This window comes from Nitratireductor sp. OM-1 (genome assembly GCF_003296175.1).
In the GTDB taxonomy this organism is placed as follows: Bacteria; Pseudomonadota; Alphaproteobacteria; order Rhizobiales; family Rhizobiaceae; genus Nitratireductor; species Nitratireductor aquimarinus.
In genome coordinates this window covers 1983668-1999010 of sequence record NZ_CP029208.1, presented here as the reverse complement: position 1 = coordinate 1999010, position 15343 = coordinate 1983668, and the positions used below count along the sequence as shown (strand labels likewise).

Annotated in this window: 10 protein-coding genes and 1 pseudogene; 2 read left to right on the top strand and 9 right to left on the bottom strand. The window is 63.4% G+C overall.

Translation table 11 applies throughout. The annotated features are described in order from the left end of the window. Positions 1 to 153: 153 nt before the first annotated feature. Together DEJ54_RS09445 and DEJ54_RS09440 are read right to left on the bottom strand one after the other, a co-directional pair. Entirely contained in the window at positions 154 to 957 is an 804-nt protein-coding gene (locus DEJ54_RS09445) for a 3'(2'),5'-bisphosphate nucleotidase CysQ (RefSeq protein WP_113154337.1), read from the bottom strand. Next, positions 944 to 2290 carry a TldD/PmbA family protein gene (locus tag DEJ54_RS09440; RefSeq protein ID WP_113154336.1) on the bottom strand — a complete coding sequence of 449 codons (1347 nt, stop codon included), beginning with the start codon at positions 2288 to 2290 and terminating at the stop codon, positions 944 to 946. The genes DEJ54_RS09445 and DEJ54_RS09440 overlap by 14 nt, the downstream gene beginning before the upstream one ends. 115 nt (positions 2291 to 2405) lie before the next feature. Here DEJ54_RS09440 and DEJ54_RS09435 point away from each other — a divergent pair, with 115 nt between their 5' ends. Continuing rightward, positions 2406 to 4208, top strand: a complete 1803-nt coding sequence (locus DEJ54_RS09435) for a monovalent cation:proton antiporter-2 (CPA2) family protein (protein WP_113154335.1) — start codon at positions 2406 to 2408, stop codon at positions 4206 to 4208. A 256-nt stretch (positions 4209 to 4464) separates the two neighbouring features. On the opposite strand, the gene DEJ54_RS09430 is transcribed toward DEJ54_RS09435, so the two are convergent. The 5 genes and pseudogenes from DEJ54_RS09430 to DEJ54_RS09410 all read right to left on the bottom strand — a co-directional run bounded on the left by DEJ54_RS09430 (position 4465) and on the right by DEJ54_RS09410 (position 10709). Continuing rightward, positions 4465 to 5355: a patatin-like phospholipase family protein gene (locus DEJ54_RS09430; RefSeq protein WP_113154334.1), complete on the bottom strand. Its 891-nt coding sequence runs from the start codon at positions 5353 to 5355 to the stop codon at positions 4465 to 4467. A gap of 3 nt (positions 5356 to 5358) precedes the next feature. Next, positions 5359 to 6708 (bottom strand): pitrilysin family protein, encoded by a 1350-nt coding sequence (locus tag DEJ54_RS09425; RefSeq protein ID WP_113154333.1) that lies wholly within the window; start codon positions 6706 to 6708, stop codon positions 5359 to 5361. After that, positions 6705 to 8078 (bottom strand): pitrilysin family protein, encoded by a 1374-nt coding sequence (locus tag DEJ54_RS09420; protein WP_113154332.1) that lies wholly within the window; start codon positions 8076 to 8078, stop codon positions 6705 to 6707. Before DEJ54_RS09420 ends, DEJ54_RS09425 begins: the two co-directional genes overlap by 4 nt. Before the next feature lie 88 nt (positions 8079 to 8166). Then, positions 8167 to 8720: pseudogene (gene rsmD / locus DEJ54_RS09415) on the bottom strand (16S rRNA (guanine(966)-N(2))-methyltransferase RsmD). Positions 8721 to 8723: 3 nt separating this feature from the next. Next, complete coding sequence (locus tag DEJ54_RS09410) at positions 8724 to 10709, bottom strand: pseudouridine synthase (RefSeq protein ID WP_113154331.1); 1986 nt, start codon at positions 10707 to 10709, stop codon at positions 8724 to 8726. Positions 10710 to 10908: 199 nt separating this feature from the next. Here DEJ54_RS09410 and DEJ54_RS09405 point away from each other — a divergent pair, with 199 nt between their 5' ends. Continuing rightward, entirely contained in the window at positions 10909 to 11337 is a 429-nt protein-coding gene (locus DEJ54_RS09405) for a nucleoside deaminase (RefSeq protein WP_113156193.1), read from the top strand. Positions 11338 to 11424: 87 nt separating this feature from the next. On the opposite strand, the gene DEJ54_RS09400 is transcribed toward DEJ54_RS09405, so the two are convergent. Both DEJ54_RS09400 and ileS read right to left on the bottom strand, forming a co-directional pair. After that, complete coding sequence (locus tag DEJ54_RS09400) at positions 11425 to 12099, bottom strand: hypothetical protein (RefSeq protein ID WP_113156192.1); 675 nt, start codon at positions 12097 to 12099, stop codon at positions 11425 to 11427. Positions 12100 to 12310: 211 nt separating this feature from the next. Beyond that, a complete protein-coding gene (ileS, locus tag DEJ54_RS09395) occupies positions 12311 to 15223 on the bottom strand; it encodes an isoleucine--tRNA ligase (protein ID WP_113154330.1) in 2913 nt (970 codons plus the stop codon). Positions 15224 to 15343: the final 120 nt, after the last annotated feature.

Below are 15343 nucleotides of genomic sequence, written 5' to 3'. Positions count from 1 at the left end.
ACCTCGGATTTTGGAACCGTTTAGAGCAACGGACCGAAAAGTGGACACCGGTTTTTCCGCTGTTCCGAAGCTCCACCGATAATGTACTCCGCGCATCCGTGTGAACGCATGGCGATCCAACGGATGTGGTTGCGGCTTCTCACAGGAAGACGCTTATTGGCTATACCCGGAAAGCGTGGCCGTCATCGTTTCCAGCAACGCGCCACTGCCGGCAGCCAGCGCACCCTTGCGCGGATCAGCCCCGGCATAGACCGGTAATCTGCCATTGGCATCATGCAGCGCCCCGCCCGCCTCGCGCAGGATCACATCCGCCCCCGCCAGATCCCAGTCATGGGAATTGGGTTTGACGAAAGTGGCGTCCAGCGCGCCGCTCGCCACCATGGCGATGCGATAGGCAAGCGACGGCACATAACCATAGGGCGTCGTCTTCTGGCCGACCTCTTCCGGCAGCGCCTTGACCATGGGCTTGGGGCCCGCAATCACAAACGCATCGCCGGCGGGTTTTACCACAATGCGCTCCCCATTGCGAAACGCACCGCCGCCCTCAAGCCCCTGATAGGTTTCAGAAAGCTCCGGGCACTCCAGCACACCCACGACACTTCTGCCGCGAAACGCAATCCCGATGCTCACGCACCAGATGGGCCGCCCGTCGATGAACGCGCGCGTGCCGTCGATGGGATCGACGATGAACACCCGCTCGCGCGCCAGTTCATGATCGACAGCAGCCGTTTCTTCCGAAAGCCAGCCATAGTCCGGGCGCGCCGTCATCAGGCGTTCGCGCAAAAACCGGTCCACCGCCAGATCCGCTTCGCTGACCGGCGACGTGCCGCCCTTCCACCACACTTCCGGATCGCGTCGGAAATATTTCTGCGCAATGCCGCCCGCCTCGCGCGCCACCTCGGTGACCAGCGCCAGGTCGTCCTTCAAAAGATCCTGTGGGCTGTTATTTTCCGGCAAGCGTCATGCCTTCCAGAAGCAGCGTCGGCGCGGCCGTGCCGAAATTGCGGTCAATGTCATTGGCCGGGATCATGTTCAGGAACATGTCCTTCAGATTGGAGGCAATCGTGACCTCCGACACCGGATAGGTGATTTCGCCGTTCTCGATCCAGAACCCGGCAGCGCCCCGGCTGTATTCACCGGTCACGAGATTGACGCCCTGGCCGAACACTTCCGTCACGTAGAAGCCCGCCTTGATGCCCGCAATGAGCGCCTCCGGTGTCTCCTCGCCCGGCTCCAGCGCCAGATTGGTCGAGGACGGGTTGACGGAAGAGGCACTGCGAACGCCGCGCCCATTGGTGTCGGGCAGACCAAGCTGACGCGCCACCGCCGTGGAAAGGAACCAGTGCCGCAACACGCCATCTTCCACCATGACCAGCTTTTCGCCGGCAACGCCCTCGCCATCGAAGGGGCGCGAAGAAGACCCGCGCCTGCGCAGCGGATCGTCGGTGATGGTGATGCCGGCAGCAGCAACCGTCTTGCCCATCATGTCGCGCAGAAAGCTCGACTTGCGCGCAACCGACGCACCATTGATGGCCGACGCCAGATGGCCGGCAATACCGCGCGCCACGCGCGGATCGAAAACGACCGGGAAGCGGCCCGTATCGACCTTGCGGGCGTTGAGGCGCTTGACCGCCCGTTCACCGGCACTGCGACCGATCTTCTCCGGCGCATCGAGATCCAGAAAGTGAAGCCGCGACGAGTAATCATAGTCGCGCTCCATGCCGGTGCCCTCGCCGGCCAGAACACTGACGGAGCGGGCAAAGCGCGTCGCCTCATACTGACCGATGAAACCGTCGGACGTGGCAAGCACCATGCCGCCAGCGCCGGCGCTCGCACCGCTGCCGGAAGAATTGGTAACCCCGGCAATGTCGAGTGCGGCCGCCTCTGCGGCAAGCGCGTCTTCCTTCAGGCGGTCGGCAGAAACCTCGGTCGCATCGAACAGGTCCAGATCCACGAGGTTCTGCGCCAGCCGGCCGGGCTCGGCAAGGCTCTGATACGGGTCTTCCGGCGAGGCCTTGGCCATCGCCACCGCGCGCTCGGCAAGCGGAACCGGATCGGCATTGGCGGGGGCCGAAACACTGGCCACGCGCTTACCAACGAAAACCCGTAGCGACATGTCATCGCTTTCGGAAGCCTCGGTGCCTTCCACCTTGCCCAGGCGCACCGAAACGCTCTTGGAACGGGCGCGCATGACCACCGCATCCGATGCATCCGCACCGGCTTTCGTGGCGGCCTCCACAAGGGCAGCGACGCGGTCGGCCAGCTGCTGCTTTTCGTTCTTGTCTGTCATTGCGATCCCGAATGGAAAAACGTGGCGAAAGGGGAATATCTATTTGTTTCATTTATGGTTCGCGGGCCATATGTGCAATGGTAAGCTGAATTTCCAAACAGAATCCGGAGTATCCATGGCCGTCGAAGCCGCCGCACCGCTCTACTACGAACCCCTTCTTCTTCTGGGTGGAGCCGTGATTGCAGCGCCTTTGTTCGCGCGCATCGGTCTGGGCACGATCCTCGGCTATCTGGCAGCCGGCATTGCAATCGGCCCGGTCCTGCTCCTGATCTCGGATGGAAAGGAGCTTCTGCATGTGGCGGAGCTCGGCGTCGTCTTCCTGCTCTTCATCATCGGGCTTGAGCTGAAGCCCGCGCGATTGTGGGCGATGCGGCGAAGCATTTTCGGCATGGGCCTGATCCAGGTGTCAGTCACCGGTGTGGCGCTGGCGATGATCGCAATGCTCCTGACCGACCTTTCCTATGGCGCGGCCTTTGTCATCGGCTTCGGTCTGGCGCTCTCCTCCACGGCCTTTTCCGTTCAGACACTGGAATCTCAAGGGTCGCTGAACAGCCGCTACGGGCAGACGGCCTTCTCCATCCTGCTGTTTCAGGATCTCGCCATTGCCCCGCTTCTGGCGCTGATCCCGCTGCTTTCGCCGGGTGCCGAAGGCGCGGACGCCATCAGCCTCGAACGGTTTGGGATCGCGCTCGCAAGCGTTCTCGGACTGGTTCTGGCCGGTCGCTACCTGCTCAACCCGCTCTTCCGCGTGATCGCCAACACCGGCGCGAAGGAAGTGATGATTGCGGCCGCTCTCCTCGTGGTTCTTGGTGCCGCCGCCCTGATGGAGGTTGCCGGCCTTTCCATGGCGCTCGGCGCATTCATCGCCGGCGTTCTTCTGGCCGAGTCCTCCTTCCGGCATGAGCTGGAAGCCAATATCGAGCCGTTCCGCGGCATTCTGCTCGGCCTATTCTTCATGGCCATCGGCCTCTCGCTCGACCTCGGCATCGTCATCGACAACTGGCTCTCGATCCTCATCGCGGTGCCCATCCTCATGCTGGTCAAGGCGGTCGTTCTTTATGCGATCAGCCGGGCATTCAGCTGCCAGCACAATGACGCGTTGCGCGTGGCAGCCCTTCTGCCGCAGGGCGGCGAGTTCGGCTTCGTGCTTTTCACCGCCGCCGCCGCCGCCTTCATCTTTCCCCAGGCCATGGCCTCGCTGCTCATCGCCATTGTCACCGTTTCCATGGCGCTGACGCCGCTTTCGGTGCGGATCGGCGAAATGCTGGTGCGCAATGAACCCGACGAGGAGATGGACGAGGACTTCGAAGGCGCAGGTGCCGGCGTCATGATGATCGGTTTCTCCCGTTTCGGGCAGATGGTCTCGCAGGTGCTTCTTTCGGGCGGCACGGACGTAACCATCATCGATCATTCGGCAGACCGCGTGCGTGCAGCGGCGCGGTTCGGCTTCCGCATCTATTTCGGCGACGGACGGCGCAAGGAAGTTCTGGAAGCCGCCGGCATCCGCCATGCAAAGATCGTGGCCGTCTGCACCAATGGCGCGGCGTCCACCGACCACATCGTCAACCTGATCCGCGCGGAGTTCCCGCATGTGCGGCTCTTCGTGCGCTCCTATGACCGTGCCCACACGCTCTCGCTGCGCGAGCGCGATGTCGAGTACGAGTTACGCGAAACGGTGGAATCGGCGCTGATCTTCGGCGGCAAGACGCTGCAGGCGCTCGGCACGAGCGAAGAGATCGCCAGTGAAATCGTCGAGGATGTGCGCCGGCGCGACGACGAGCGTCTGGCGATCCAGGCAGTCAAGGGCATCTATGCCGGCAACGACAAGATGCGGGTTCGCCCGGTCACGCCCGAACCGCTTGTAAAGCCCAAGCGGGAAAGCCAGCGCCTCGATCACGACAGCGAACAGTCCGCATAACAGAACAGGGCCGCGATGAGGCCCTGTCTGCCTTCACGCATGATGCCAAGGAGCGTTGCCGGAGCTGTCCGGATGCTCAGGCATGGATCCCCGGGTCAAGCCCGGGGATGACGACGGGGGATGGTGCCCAGTCCCGTTCGAATCCGGTTGCGTACAAGCGGCAAAACACACTCGTCATCCTCGGGCTTGACCCGAGGATCCATGCCGGATCGTCACAACCGCGTAATCACCCAGCCAAAGACGGCCAGCGGTCTGGCTATGCCCGCGCTTTCTCGAAATTCGCAACGGCGGCCTCAACCGCCCGCTTCAATTCATCCCGAATGCGCTCTGTTTCACCGAGAATGGCCTCGACCTTCATGAAATCAAGCACCCGGAACCGCGAAACCGGCGGACGGATGAGAATGTCGGGCCGCCCGTGTTCCAGCTTCATCGCGATGATCGACATCATCATCAGCTGGCTCGCACCGAACATGAGCTCGATGGAGGTCGGCGGCTTGCCGCCCGTATCGGACGGTGAGCCCACCACATCCACGGCGATCAGAATATCGGCCTCGCCATCGATCAGGTCGAACGGAACCGGATTGTAGATGCCGCCATCGATCAGGGTGCGCTTGTTGCGCTCGATCGGGCGGAAGACGGCGGGAATGGCGGCGGAAGCGGCCAGCGCCTCCACCAGCGGACCTTGATCCAGAACGACCAGAGAATGGCCAAAGTAGTCCGTCGCGGTGACCTTGAGCGGGATTGCCAGCTCCTCGAAGGTCTCCGGCACCTCAGGCGGCAGGAAGGCGCGGATGATGCGTTCGGCATTGAACTGACCGACGCGGAACCCGCCTTCCATCATCTCGGCGAAATTGCCGGGCCGCGCCTTCCACAGGCGGCTGGCGACTTCCGTGCGGCTGCTCAGGATCGCGCGCGCATGGGCATGGATGTCTGTGCCGCGCATGCCGGCGGCAAAGCCCGCGCCCATCAGCGCTCCGATGGAGGAACCGGCGATGACGGTCGGCTTGATCCCCAGTTCATCGAGCGTTTCGATAACATGAAGATGCGACAGGCCGCGTGCGCCACCACCACCGAGCGCCAGCGCGAAAGTCGGCCCGCTGCCGCTTCCCTCGCCGCCTGTCCTGCCTTTCGTCACCGCCGTTTCCATCGCTTACTCTCCGCCTTGCTTCGCCGGTCCAACCACGAGAAGCGCTGGCTTCTGCGTCAGGAGGCGTGTTGCCGCCTCCTTTACGTCATCCAGTGTTACCGCGTTGATAAGATCGGCACGGCGCTCGATATAATCAACACCCAGATCATCCTCCTGCAGGCCGACAAGCGTGCGGGCAATCGCCGTGGAGGAGTCCAGATTGTTGATCGCATAGGAACCGATCACATAGGTCTTGGCGGTGTCGAGCTCTTCCTGGGTCGGGCCTTCATCGCGCAGACCCGCGATCACCTCTTCCATCACCGCAAGCGTTTCATCCGCCTTCTCGGAGCTGGTGGCCGTCTGGATCGCCAGAGACTGGGCGTGGTCGCGGCTCATCAGATAGGACGATGCGCCATAGGCAAGACCGCGCTTCTCGCGCACTTCCTGGAACAGACGCGAAGAGAACACGCCGCCGCCGAGGATCTGGTTCATCAGATAGGCGGAGAAGAACTCCGGATCGTCCCGCTCGATGCCGGGATAGACGAGACGCAGCGTGGTCTGCGGCAGGGGATAGTCGACGCGGACTTCCTGACCGAGCTTCGGCTCGATGTCTTCCACGACCTGCAGCTCCGCCTCTTCCGGCAGCGCGCCGAACACCGTGTCGAGCACGGCGGCCAGACGCTCGGCGTCAATGTCACCGACAACGCCGATGGTGAGGTTGGAGCGGCCAAAGACGCGTTTGTGGAACGCCTTCAGGTCTTCCGGCGTGATGCTGGCAAGTGTTTCCAGCGTGCCTTCCGTCGAACGCGCATAGGGGTGATCGCCATAAAGCGCCTTGGCCAGCGCTTCCCCGCCCTGCTTGCTCGGATTGCGCTCGTCGGCGCGAATGCCAACGGCGATCTGGCTGCGGATGCGCTCCACCGGGTCGATGTCGAAACGCGGGCTGGTCACCGCCAGACGCACGAGATCAAGCACCTCATCGCTGTTTTCCGAGAGCATCCGCACCTGGCCGGAGATGGCGTCGGAGCTCGCGTTGAACGACATTTCCGCGCCGAGTTCTTCCATCTTCGTCTGGAAGGCGTCGGAATCGAGGTCGCCCGCACCTTCATCGAACAGGCCCGTCATCAGGTTCGCCAGACCGGCCTTGCCGTCCGGATCCTGCGCAGCACCGCTGTCGAACGAGAACTGCATGGTGATGATCGGCAGCGAATGGTCCTCGACCAGCCACGCCTCAACGCCCTTTTCGGAGGAAACCTCCTGGATTTTCACCGCTGCCTGAACAGGCCCGGCAACAAGAATAAGGGCCAGCAGCGTTCCGGCCTTGAAAAAACTGCGCATGAAAGCACCCGGTATGAAATTCAATGTCTGGCTCATGAACGCTCTTCCCCTTCGGGAAGGAGATAGCCTTTGACCGCACGGTCAAGGTCCAGATAGCGCTCGGCCGCAGCCTTCACGTCTTCCACCGTCACGGCGTCAAGCCGCTCGGGCAGGCTCGTAACGTCCTCGACCGTTCCGCCGGTGGTCAGCACCGCGCCGAACAGGTTTGCGCTGCGCACCTGGCTGTCGCGCAGGAAGATCTGGTCGCGCTGGATCTTGGTGCGCGCCGTGTCGAGTTCTTCCTGGGTTACACCCTCATTCTTGATCTTCTCGATCTGCGCGATGATCGCCTTCTCGACGGTCGCCAGATCCGCGTCGCCACGCGGCTGGCCGTAGAGAACGAGCGCGGAATAGTCATAGGCCGAGCCCTGCAGATAGCTGCCGGCGCTTGCCGCGACACCCTGCTTGACCACGAGTTCCTGATAGAGACGGCTGCGCAGCCCCTCGCCCAGGATTTCCGAGAGAATGGCCACGGCCTCGAACTCGCCCTTCTCGGCGGTCCGGTAGGAGGGAACGAACCAGTTGATCGAAAGGTTCGGCACGCTCACGCGCGGATCGCGCAGCGACACTTCGCGTGCGGTCTTCTGCACCGGCTCCATGGGGCGCGCACGCGGCGCAAGGTCCGGCCCGCGCGCGATCTTGCCGTAGGTTTCCTCGGCCATCTCGCGCACGTTCTCCGGGTCCACATCGCCGGCGACCACCAGAACGGCGTTGTTGGGCGTGTAGAAGCGGTCGTAGAAGCTCTTCAGGTCGTCATGGGTCAGACCCTCGATTTCCTGCTGCCAGCCGATCACCGGAATTCCGTAAGGGTGGTTCTGGTAGAGCGTGGCGTTCAGCTCTTCCGACAGGATTGAGGACGGCACATTGTCGACGCGCTGGTGGCGTTCTTCGAGAACCACCTTGCGCTCGGTTTCGATGTTTTCATCCGAAAGCACCAGATTGCGCATGCGATCCGCCTCAAACTGCATCATTTCCGGCAGTTCCGAGGGGGCGACCTGCTGATAATAGGCCGTGAAATCGTAGGATGTGAAGGCGTTCTCATTGCCGCCGACCGCAGCGATGGCGTCGGAGAACTCGCCCGAAGGATAGGTGCTCGTGCCCTTGAACATCAAATGTTCAAAGAAATGGGCAATGCCCGATTTTCCCGGGTCCTCATCGGCGCTGCCAACCTTGTACCACAGCATATGGGTGGCGACAGGTGCCCGGTGATCCGGGATCACAACAACTTCGAGGCCGTTCTCTAGGGTGAAACTGGAAACGGCAGTGTCGTCCTTGGCTTCCTGCGCGATGGCTATGGACGGCGCTGCAACTGCAACGATAACTGCGAATGCCGCATGACGCGCGACACCCGCGATGGGATTTTTCATGGACAAGCCCTGTTTGTTTCTGGTGTGCCCGCGCACAATGGCACGAGCTCATAACTGGGCAAAGCTATCGGTGCAAAAGTGACGAAACTCAGGCGAGCTCGACAAAGCTCGCACAGGAGGTGCCATATTCACGCCGCTCGATAAGGCGGAATCCCTCCGGCGGCTGGAAGGGAGAACCCGCTGCTTCCTCGACCATGATCAGCGCTTCGGGCTTCAGCCAACCGCCTGAACGGGCCGCTGCAAGCGCCTGTTCTCCAAAGCCTTTGCCATAGGGCGGATCGGCCAGAACGAGGTCGAATGGCAGCATGGTTCCCACCTCGCCGAGACGCGTTGCATCACGGCGAAAGATCTTGCTGCGGCCCTGAAGGCCAAGATTCTCGACATTTGTGCGGATCAGGGCGCGCGCTGCTGCCGCTTCTTCCACGAAAAGGGCAAATGACGCCCCCGCGAAAGCGCTTCCAGCCCGAGCGCGCCCGTGCCGGCGAAGAGGTCGAGAACACGCGCATCCTCAATGCGGTCCGCATAACGGTGCTCAAGAATGTTGAACAGCGCCTGCCGTGTGCGGTCCGTCGTCGGCCGAATGGCGTCCGAAGCGGGCGTCACCAGATTGCGGCCGCGAAACTCTCCACCCACAATCCGCATGGCCTAGCTGTCCCGGCCCGGCTTCTTGCCCGCAGGACGCCCCTTGCCCGGACGCGGCGCGCCACCCGGCTTGCCTGCTCCGGGTTTGCCAAAGGATTTTCCCGCTCCCGGCTTGCCGCCCGGTTTTCCAAAGCTCTTGCCACCAGGCTTGCCGCCCTTTGCGAAACGCGGCTTGTCGCCCGATGCGGGACGATCATCGCGCGAGCGGAAGGGCCTGTCCTGACGGTCCCCGCGTCCTTCACCGGACGGTTTTCCGTCCCGCGAGAAGCGCGGCCTGTCATTGCCGCCGGAGCGCTCGTCACGATCCGGACGGCCCTGTCCGTAAGGCTTGTCGCTGCGTGGACGAAAAGGCCTGTCCTCGCGGTCGCCACGTCCCTCGCCCGACGGTTTGCCGCCACGGGAAAAACGCGGCCTGTCGCTGCCACCCGAACGCTCGTCACGATCCGGGCGACCCTGACCGTAAGGCTTGTCGCCGCGCGGACGGAAAGGCCTGTCCTCGCGGTCGCCACGTCCCTCGCCGGATGGTTTGCCGCCGCGGGAGAAACGCGGCTTGTCGCTGCCACCCGAACGCTCGTCACGATCCGGGCGACCCTGACCGTAAGGCTTGTCGCCGCGCGGACGGAAAGGCCTGTCCTCGCGGTCGCCACGTCCCTCGCCGGATGGTTTGCCGCCGCGGGAGAAACGCGGCCTGTCACCGCCACCCGAACGTTCGTCACGCTCCGGGCGGCCCTGACCGTAAGGCTTGTCGCCGCGCGGGCGGAAAGGCTTGCCGCCGCGCTCTGCGCCGCCCGGCTTCGGGCCGCGCTTCATCGGCTGATCGCCGGCGGCTTCCGCCTCGGCCTGTTTCTTCTTGCTCAGCGGCCGTGCGCCGGGCGCCATCCAGACATGGCTGCCACGGTTCTGGCGCGGACCGCGCTCTTCCTCGCGGCGGGCCGGACGCGTCTGCAGACGGTCACGGGCGGCCTCGCGCTTGTCTTCGCGGTCGCGCTTGCGGTTCTTGATGAAGATCTTGCCGCCATCGCGTTCACGACCGGCCTGCTTCTCCTCGGCCTCGGCCTCGCGCTGCTTGTATCCTGCGCGCACCGGCTTGTTGGAGAACGGGGTGGTGATGGGCGCATCGAAATTCGCACCGGCCTTCTCGACCAGACGCTCGCCAAGCTGCTCGCGCAGGGTGCGGCCCTTCACTTCCTGCACCTCGCCTTCGGCCAGCGCACCAAGCTGGAAGGGGCCGTAGGAAATGCGGATCAGGCGCGTGACCTCAAGGCCCAGCGCGCCAAGCACGTTCTTGACCTCACGGTTCTTGCCTTCGCGAAGGCCCAGCGTCAGCCAGGCATTGCTGCCCTGCTCGCGGTCGAGCGAAGCCTCGATCGCGCCGTAGAACACCCCATCAACGGCAATGCCGTCCTTCAGGCCTTCAAGCGCAGTCGCATCGACCTTGCCGTGCACGCGCACGCGGTAGCGGCGCAGCCAGCCCGTTTCGGGCAGTTCCAGCGCGCGGGCCAGACCACCATCATTGGTCAGAACCAGAAGGCCCTCGGTGTTGATGTCCAGACGGCCGACCGTGATCAGACGCGGGAGCCCTTCGGGCAGCGTGTCGAAAATGGTCTTGCGGCCCTCGGGGTCGCGGTTGGTGGTGACGACACCGCCCGGCTTATGGAACAGGAAGAGGCGCGTGCGCTCGACTGCCGGCAGCGGCTCGCCATCCAGCAGGATGCGATCGGAATCCCCGACATTGAATGCGGGCGTCGTCAGCACCTTTCCGTTCACCGAAACACGACCGGCCTCGATGATCGCCTCGGCGTCGCGGCGCGAGGCAACGCCCGCGCGCGCCAGCCGCTTGGCGATGCGCTCGGTGCCAGCCCTGTCAGCGTCCTGCGGGGCCGCGTCCTTCTGGTGAGCGGATTTCTGCGGCTTGTCTTCCCGGTTTGTATCTTGGGGCCGGCTTGTATCTTGGGGCCGGTTCGTGTCTTTGGATCGGTCGTTCGTCATGATGGCCTTTTGCCCTGGGTCTCCGCAATACGCACTATGCGGCGGAAACGCTCCAGTAAATTAAATCAGAGATCGCACGGCGCGAAAATCGATTCCGATTTTGTACCCGATGCTATAGAGGCGGCTAGGTATCAAGTCGCAGTGCCACTTGCGAGCAAAAAGATTGAGCAGACCGACGAAAGCGAACTACACCGGCTTCATGGACGCCGCCCTCGAAGAGGCGCGGCTTGCCGCAGAACGCGGCGAAGTGCCGGTCGGCGCAGTGATTGTCCATGACGGTGCGATCATCGCCCGCGCCGGCAACCGCACCCGCGAATGCAACGATCCCACCGCCCATGCAGAAATCGTCGCCATTCGCGAGGCCTGCGAAAAACTCGGTTCCGAGCGCCTGACCGGCGCTGATCTTTACGTGACGCTGGAACCCTGCGCCATGTGCGCCGGCGCAATCTCGTTCGCCCGCATCCGCCGCCTCTATTTCGGCGCGAGCGATGAGAAAGGCGGTGCCGTGACCAGCGGTGCGCGCTTCTACACGCTTCCCACCTGCCATCACGCGCCGGATGTCTATCCCGGCATCGGCGAAGCCGACGCGGCCGAAATGCTCAAGAGCTTCTTCAAAAAGCAGCGTTGAACGCAACCAGCCTGCTGACGAAAACAGCGGGCCATGGCCCGCTGTGTCTCAATCGATGATCATTCGGCAATGATCATTCGGCGATGATCAGCCGCCCCAGGGCCAGAGACGGCCCAGGTCGAATCCGCCGCCGCCCTTCTGTGCGGCCTTCTTGGCTTCACGGGCCTTCTTGGCCTCATCGTCACCCAGCACGCCTGTCGGCGCGGTCTCTGCCGGCTGGCGATAGGTCGTCGGCGGCTCGCTCAGATAGCGGCGCTGCGTCGGCGTGCCCTGTGCGGAGACGGATGCGGCGCGGCGCTTGAAATATTCCTCGCGCTGCTTCTTGGCGACTTCGGGATTGATGAAACCGTCATCGCTACGCGCGTTCACGCCAATGTCGCGCTCGACGGGCGACTTGTAGAAGCGGTTGTCCTGGTTCTCGGTGGCTTCGGCGCGGATGCGGGCAAGCCGCTCTTCCGGCGATTCGGGCCATGCCGGGTTCGATGTCGAAGCCACGTTTTCCTGCGGCGGCGGCAGAACCTCGGTGGAGGACGGCATCACGATGCCGGCGCGCGGCTTGTATTCGATCTTCTCCCTGTCACGCGGACCAAGAGAGAGAACACCCGTCACATCCTCGATAAGCTGCTGGTCGGCCGTTTTGTCGGTGCCATAGGTCGGAGACCCCATGCAGCCGGACAAAAGGACAGCCGAAAGGCACAGCGCGCCCGAAGCCGCAACCGCGCGCACGGAAGGCCGTGACGTTGTGGTTTCCGTTCTCTTCACTGCCACCTCTCTCCCAGAGTGCCGCCGCTCGGGCTTGGCAATCTGCTTGTCGTCCATTGTTCCAGACCGTCGGGGTATTCAGTCTCCGCGTGTCGCCCATGAATCCGGCGACAACGTGGCGTCCCTACCCGGCGGCATTTGTAGCGAAGGCGACCGCGGGAAGCAATCGGCAGCGCCGAAGCTTCCCCCGTATCCGCGAACGCCTGCCCGCCTAGAGGCGGCCAAGCGCCTGCAGTTCATGCAGCGCAGCCGCATCGCGCGCCGACACTTCCGGGAATGCGGGATCGGAGCCCACATCGTCCGTGTAGCGCCAGGAGCGCGCGCATTTCTCTCCACCGGCCCGCGCGAAGACAACGCCGACACCCGGCACATCTTCAAGCGTGAACGCATCGGCCGGCGGCGCTTCGTGCCGCACGTCGATGCCGCTGGTGATGCAGATGTCGGCCATGTCGCGGTCGGCGATGGCCTGCTGCAGGCCCTCATCGTTCACATAGACGACCGGAGCGGCCTCCAGCGAGGAGCCGATGGTCTTTTCCTTGCGTTCGATCTCGAGCGCGCCCGTCACGACACGACGCACCTGGCGGATCTTGCGCCATTTCTCGGCCAGCGCATCGTCGCGCCAATCCTGCGAAATCGCCGGGAACTGCTCCAGATGAACGGAGCGCGCATCGGGATGACGCTCAAGCCATGCCTCTTCCATGGTGAAGGGCAGCATCGGCGCAAGCCAGGTGACGAGGCAGTCGAACAGCGTGCGGACCACCTGAAGCGACGCCTTGCGGCGCACGCTCGACGGCGCATCGCAGTAAAGCGCGTCCTTGCGAACGTCGAAGTAGAACGCCGACAGTTCCACGACCATGAAGTCGAGCAATGAGCGGATGATGCGCTTGAAGTCGAAATTGTCGTAGCCCTTGCGCACCACCTGGTCGAGTTCGGCGAGGCGGTGGAGCATCAGGCGCTCCAGCTCCGGCATGTCGGCGAAAGGCACATCCTCGCCCGTGTCGTGGGCGAGCGTGCCCAGCATCCAGCGGGTTGTGTTCCTGAGCTTGCGATAGGCGTCAACATTGGTCTGGATGACCGATTTGCCGAGGCGCTGGTCTTCCCAGTAATCGGTCGTGGCGACCCACAGACGCAGAATGTCTGCGCCCGACTGGTTCATGATGTCCTGCGGCACCACGGTGTTGCCCAGCGACTTCGACATCTTGCGGCCGTCCTCGGCCATGGTGAAGCCATGGGTGATGACCGTGTCGTAAGGCGCCCTGCCCCGCGTCGCGCAGCTTTCCAGAAGCGAGGAGTGGAACCAGCCACGATGCTGGTCGGACCCTTCCAGATAGACATCGGCGGGCCATTTCAGGTCCGGCCGGTCTTCCAGCGTGAAAGTGTGCGTGGAACCGGAATCGAACCACACATCCAGAATGTCCATCACCTGCTTCCAGGGCTCGCCGGCGCGCGCGCCGAGGAAGCGCTCGCGTGCGCCTTCGGCAAACCATGCATCCGCGCCCTCGGCCTCGAAGGCGTCGAGAATGCGCTGGTTGACGGCCTCGTCCTTCAGCACATTGCCGTCTTCATCGGCGAACACGCAGATCGGCACGCCCCAGGCGCGCTGGCGCGACAGCACCCAGTCGGGACGGTCGGCGATCATGGCGCGCAGGCGCGCCTGACCGGCAGAAGGCACGAAACGGGTCTCGTCGATGGCCTTCAGCGCGCGCGAACGCAACGTCGATGCATCGCCCAGATCCTTGTCCATATAGACGAACCACTGCGGCGTGTTGCGGAAGATGACCGGCTTCTTGGAGCGCCAGGAATGCGGATAGGAGTGTTTTAGCCGCCCGCGCGCGAACAGCATGTTCTTGCCGATCAGCGCTTCGATGACCGCCTTGTTGGCGTCGCCCTTCTTGCCCTTGTCGTCGATGACGCGGGCCGGACCGCCTTCGCGGTCGGGACCAAAGCCCGGCGCATCCTTGGTGAAGTAGCCGGCGTCGTCCACGGTGAAGGGGATCGCCGGGTCGATGCCGCGCGCCTGCAGGTCGCGAGCCGAATCCATCCAGGCGTCAAAGTCCTCGCGGCCATGGCCGGGCGCGGTGTGCACGAAGCCCGTACCCGCATCGTCGGTCACGTGATCACCCGGCAGAAGCGGAACCGTGAACTCGTAACCGCCGCCAACGCCCTTGAGCGGATGCGCGCAGACCATCGCGCCAAGTTCGGCAGCCGACACATCGCGCAGGCGCTTGTACTCAAGCTTCGCCTTGGCAAACGACTCTTCCGCCAGCGCATCGGCAAAGATCAGCTTTTCGCCGGCCTGCGGCCCGAAATCGTTCTCCGCACCCGTGACCTCGTAAAGGCCATAGGAGATGCGCGACGAATAGGAGACGGCGCGGTTGCCCGGGATCGTCCAGGGCGTGGTGGTCCAGATGACAACGCATGCGCCTTCAAGATCCGCAGCGCCATCGACCAGCGGGAATTTCACCCAGATCGTGTCGCTTTCGTGATCGTGATACTCGACCTCGGCCTCGGCCAGCGCCGTGCGCTCGACCACCGACCACATCACCGGCTTGGAGCCGCGATAGAGCTGGCCCGACATGGCGAATTTCAGAAGCTCGCCGGCAATCCGCGCTTCGGCGTGGAAGTCCATCGTCTTGTAGGGCTTCTTGAAATCGCCCTCAATGCCCAGCCGGAGGAACTCATCCGACTGGACCTGGATCCAGTTGGCGGCGAAGTCACGGCACTCCTGACGGAACTCGTTGACCGGAACCTCGTCCTTGTTCTTGCCCTTGGCGCGATACTGTTCCTCGATCTTCCATTCGATCGGCAGACCGTGGCAGTCCCAGCCGGGCACATAGTTGGAATCATATCCGCGCATCTGGAAGGAGCGCGTGATGATGTCCTTGAGAACCTTGTTCAGCGCATGGCCGATATGGATGTTGCCATTGGCGTAGGGCGGGCCGTCATGCAGCACGAATTTCGGACGCCCGGCGGCATCCTCGCGCAGCAGGCGGTAAAGGTCCATGTCCTGCCAGCGCTCAACGAGCTGCGGCTCCTTCTTGGGAAGGCCGGCGCGCATCGGAAACTCGGTCTGCGGCAGGTTGAGGGTTTTGGAATAATCGATCTTTTCGGACGTCTCGGTCATTGTCTCGCCATGAGATGGGCAAAGCAGCGAAGGGCTTCGCCATAGCCATTATCGTAAAACGGAAAAAGCGCGTTTGACGCGCGACAAACCCCGGACCTTCCGCGACGCTCAGGCCGCACG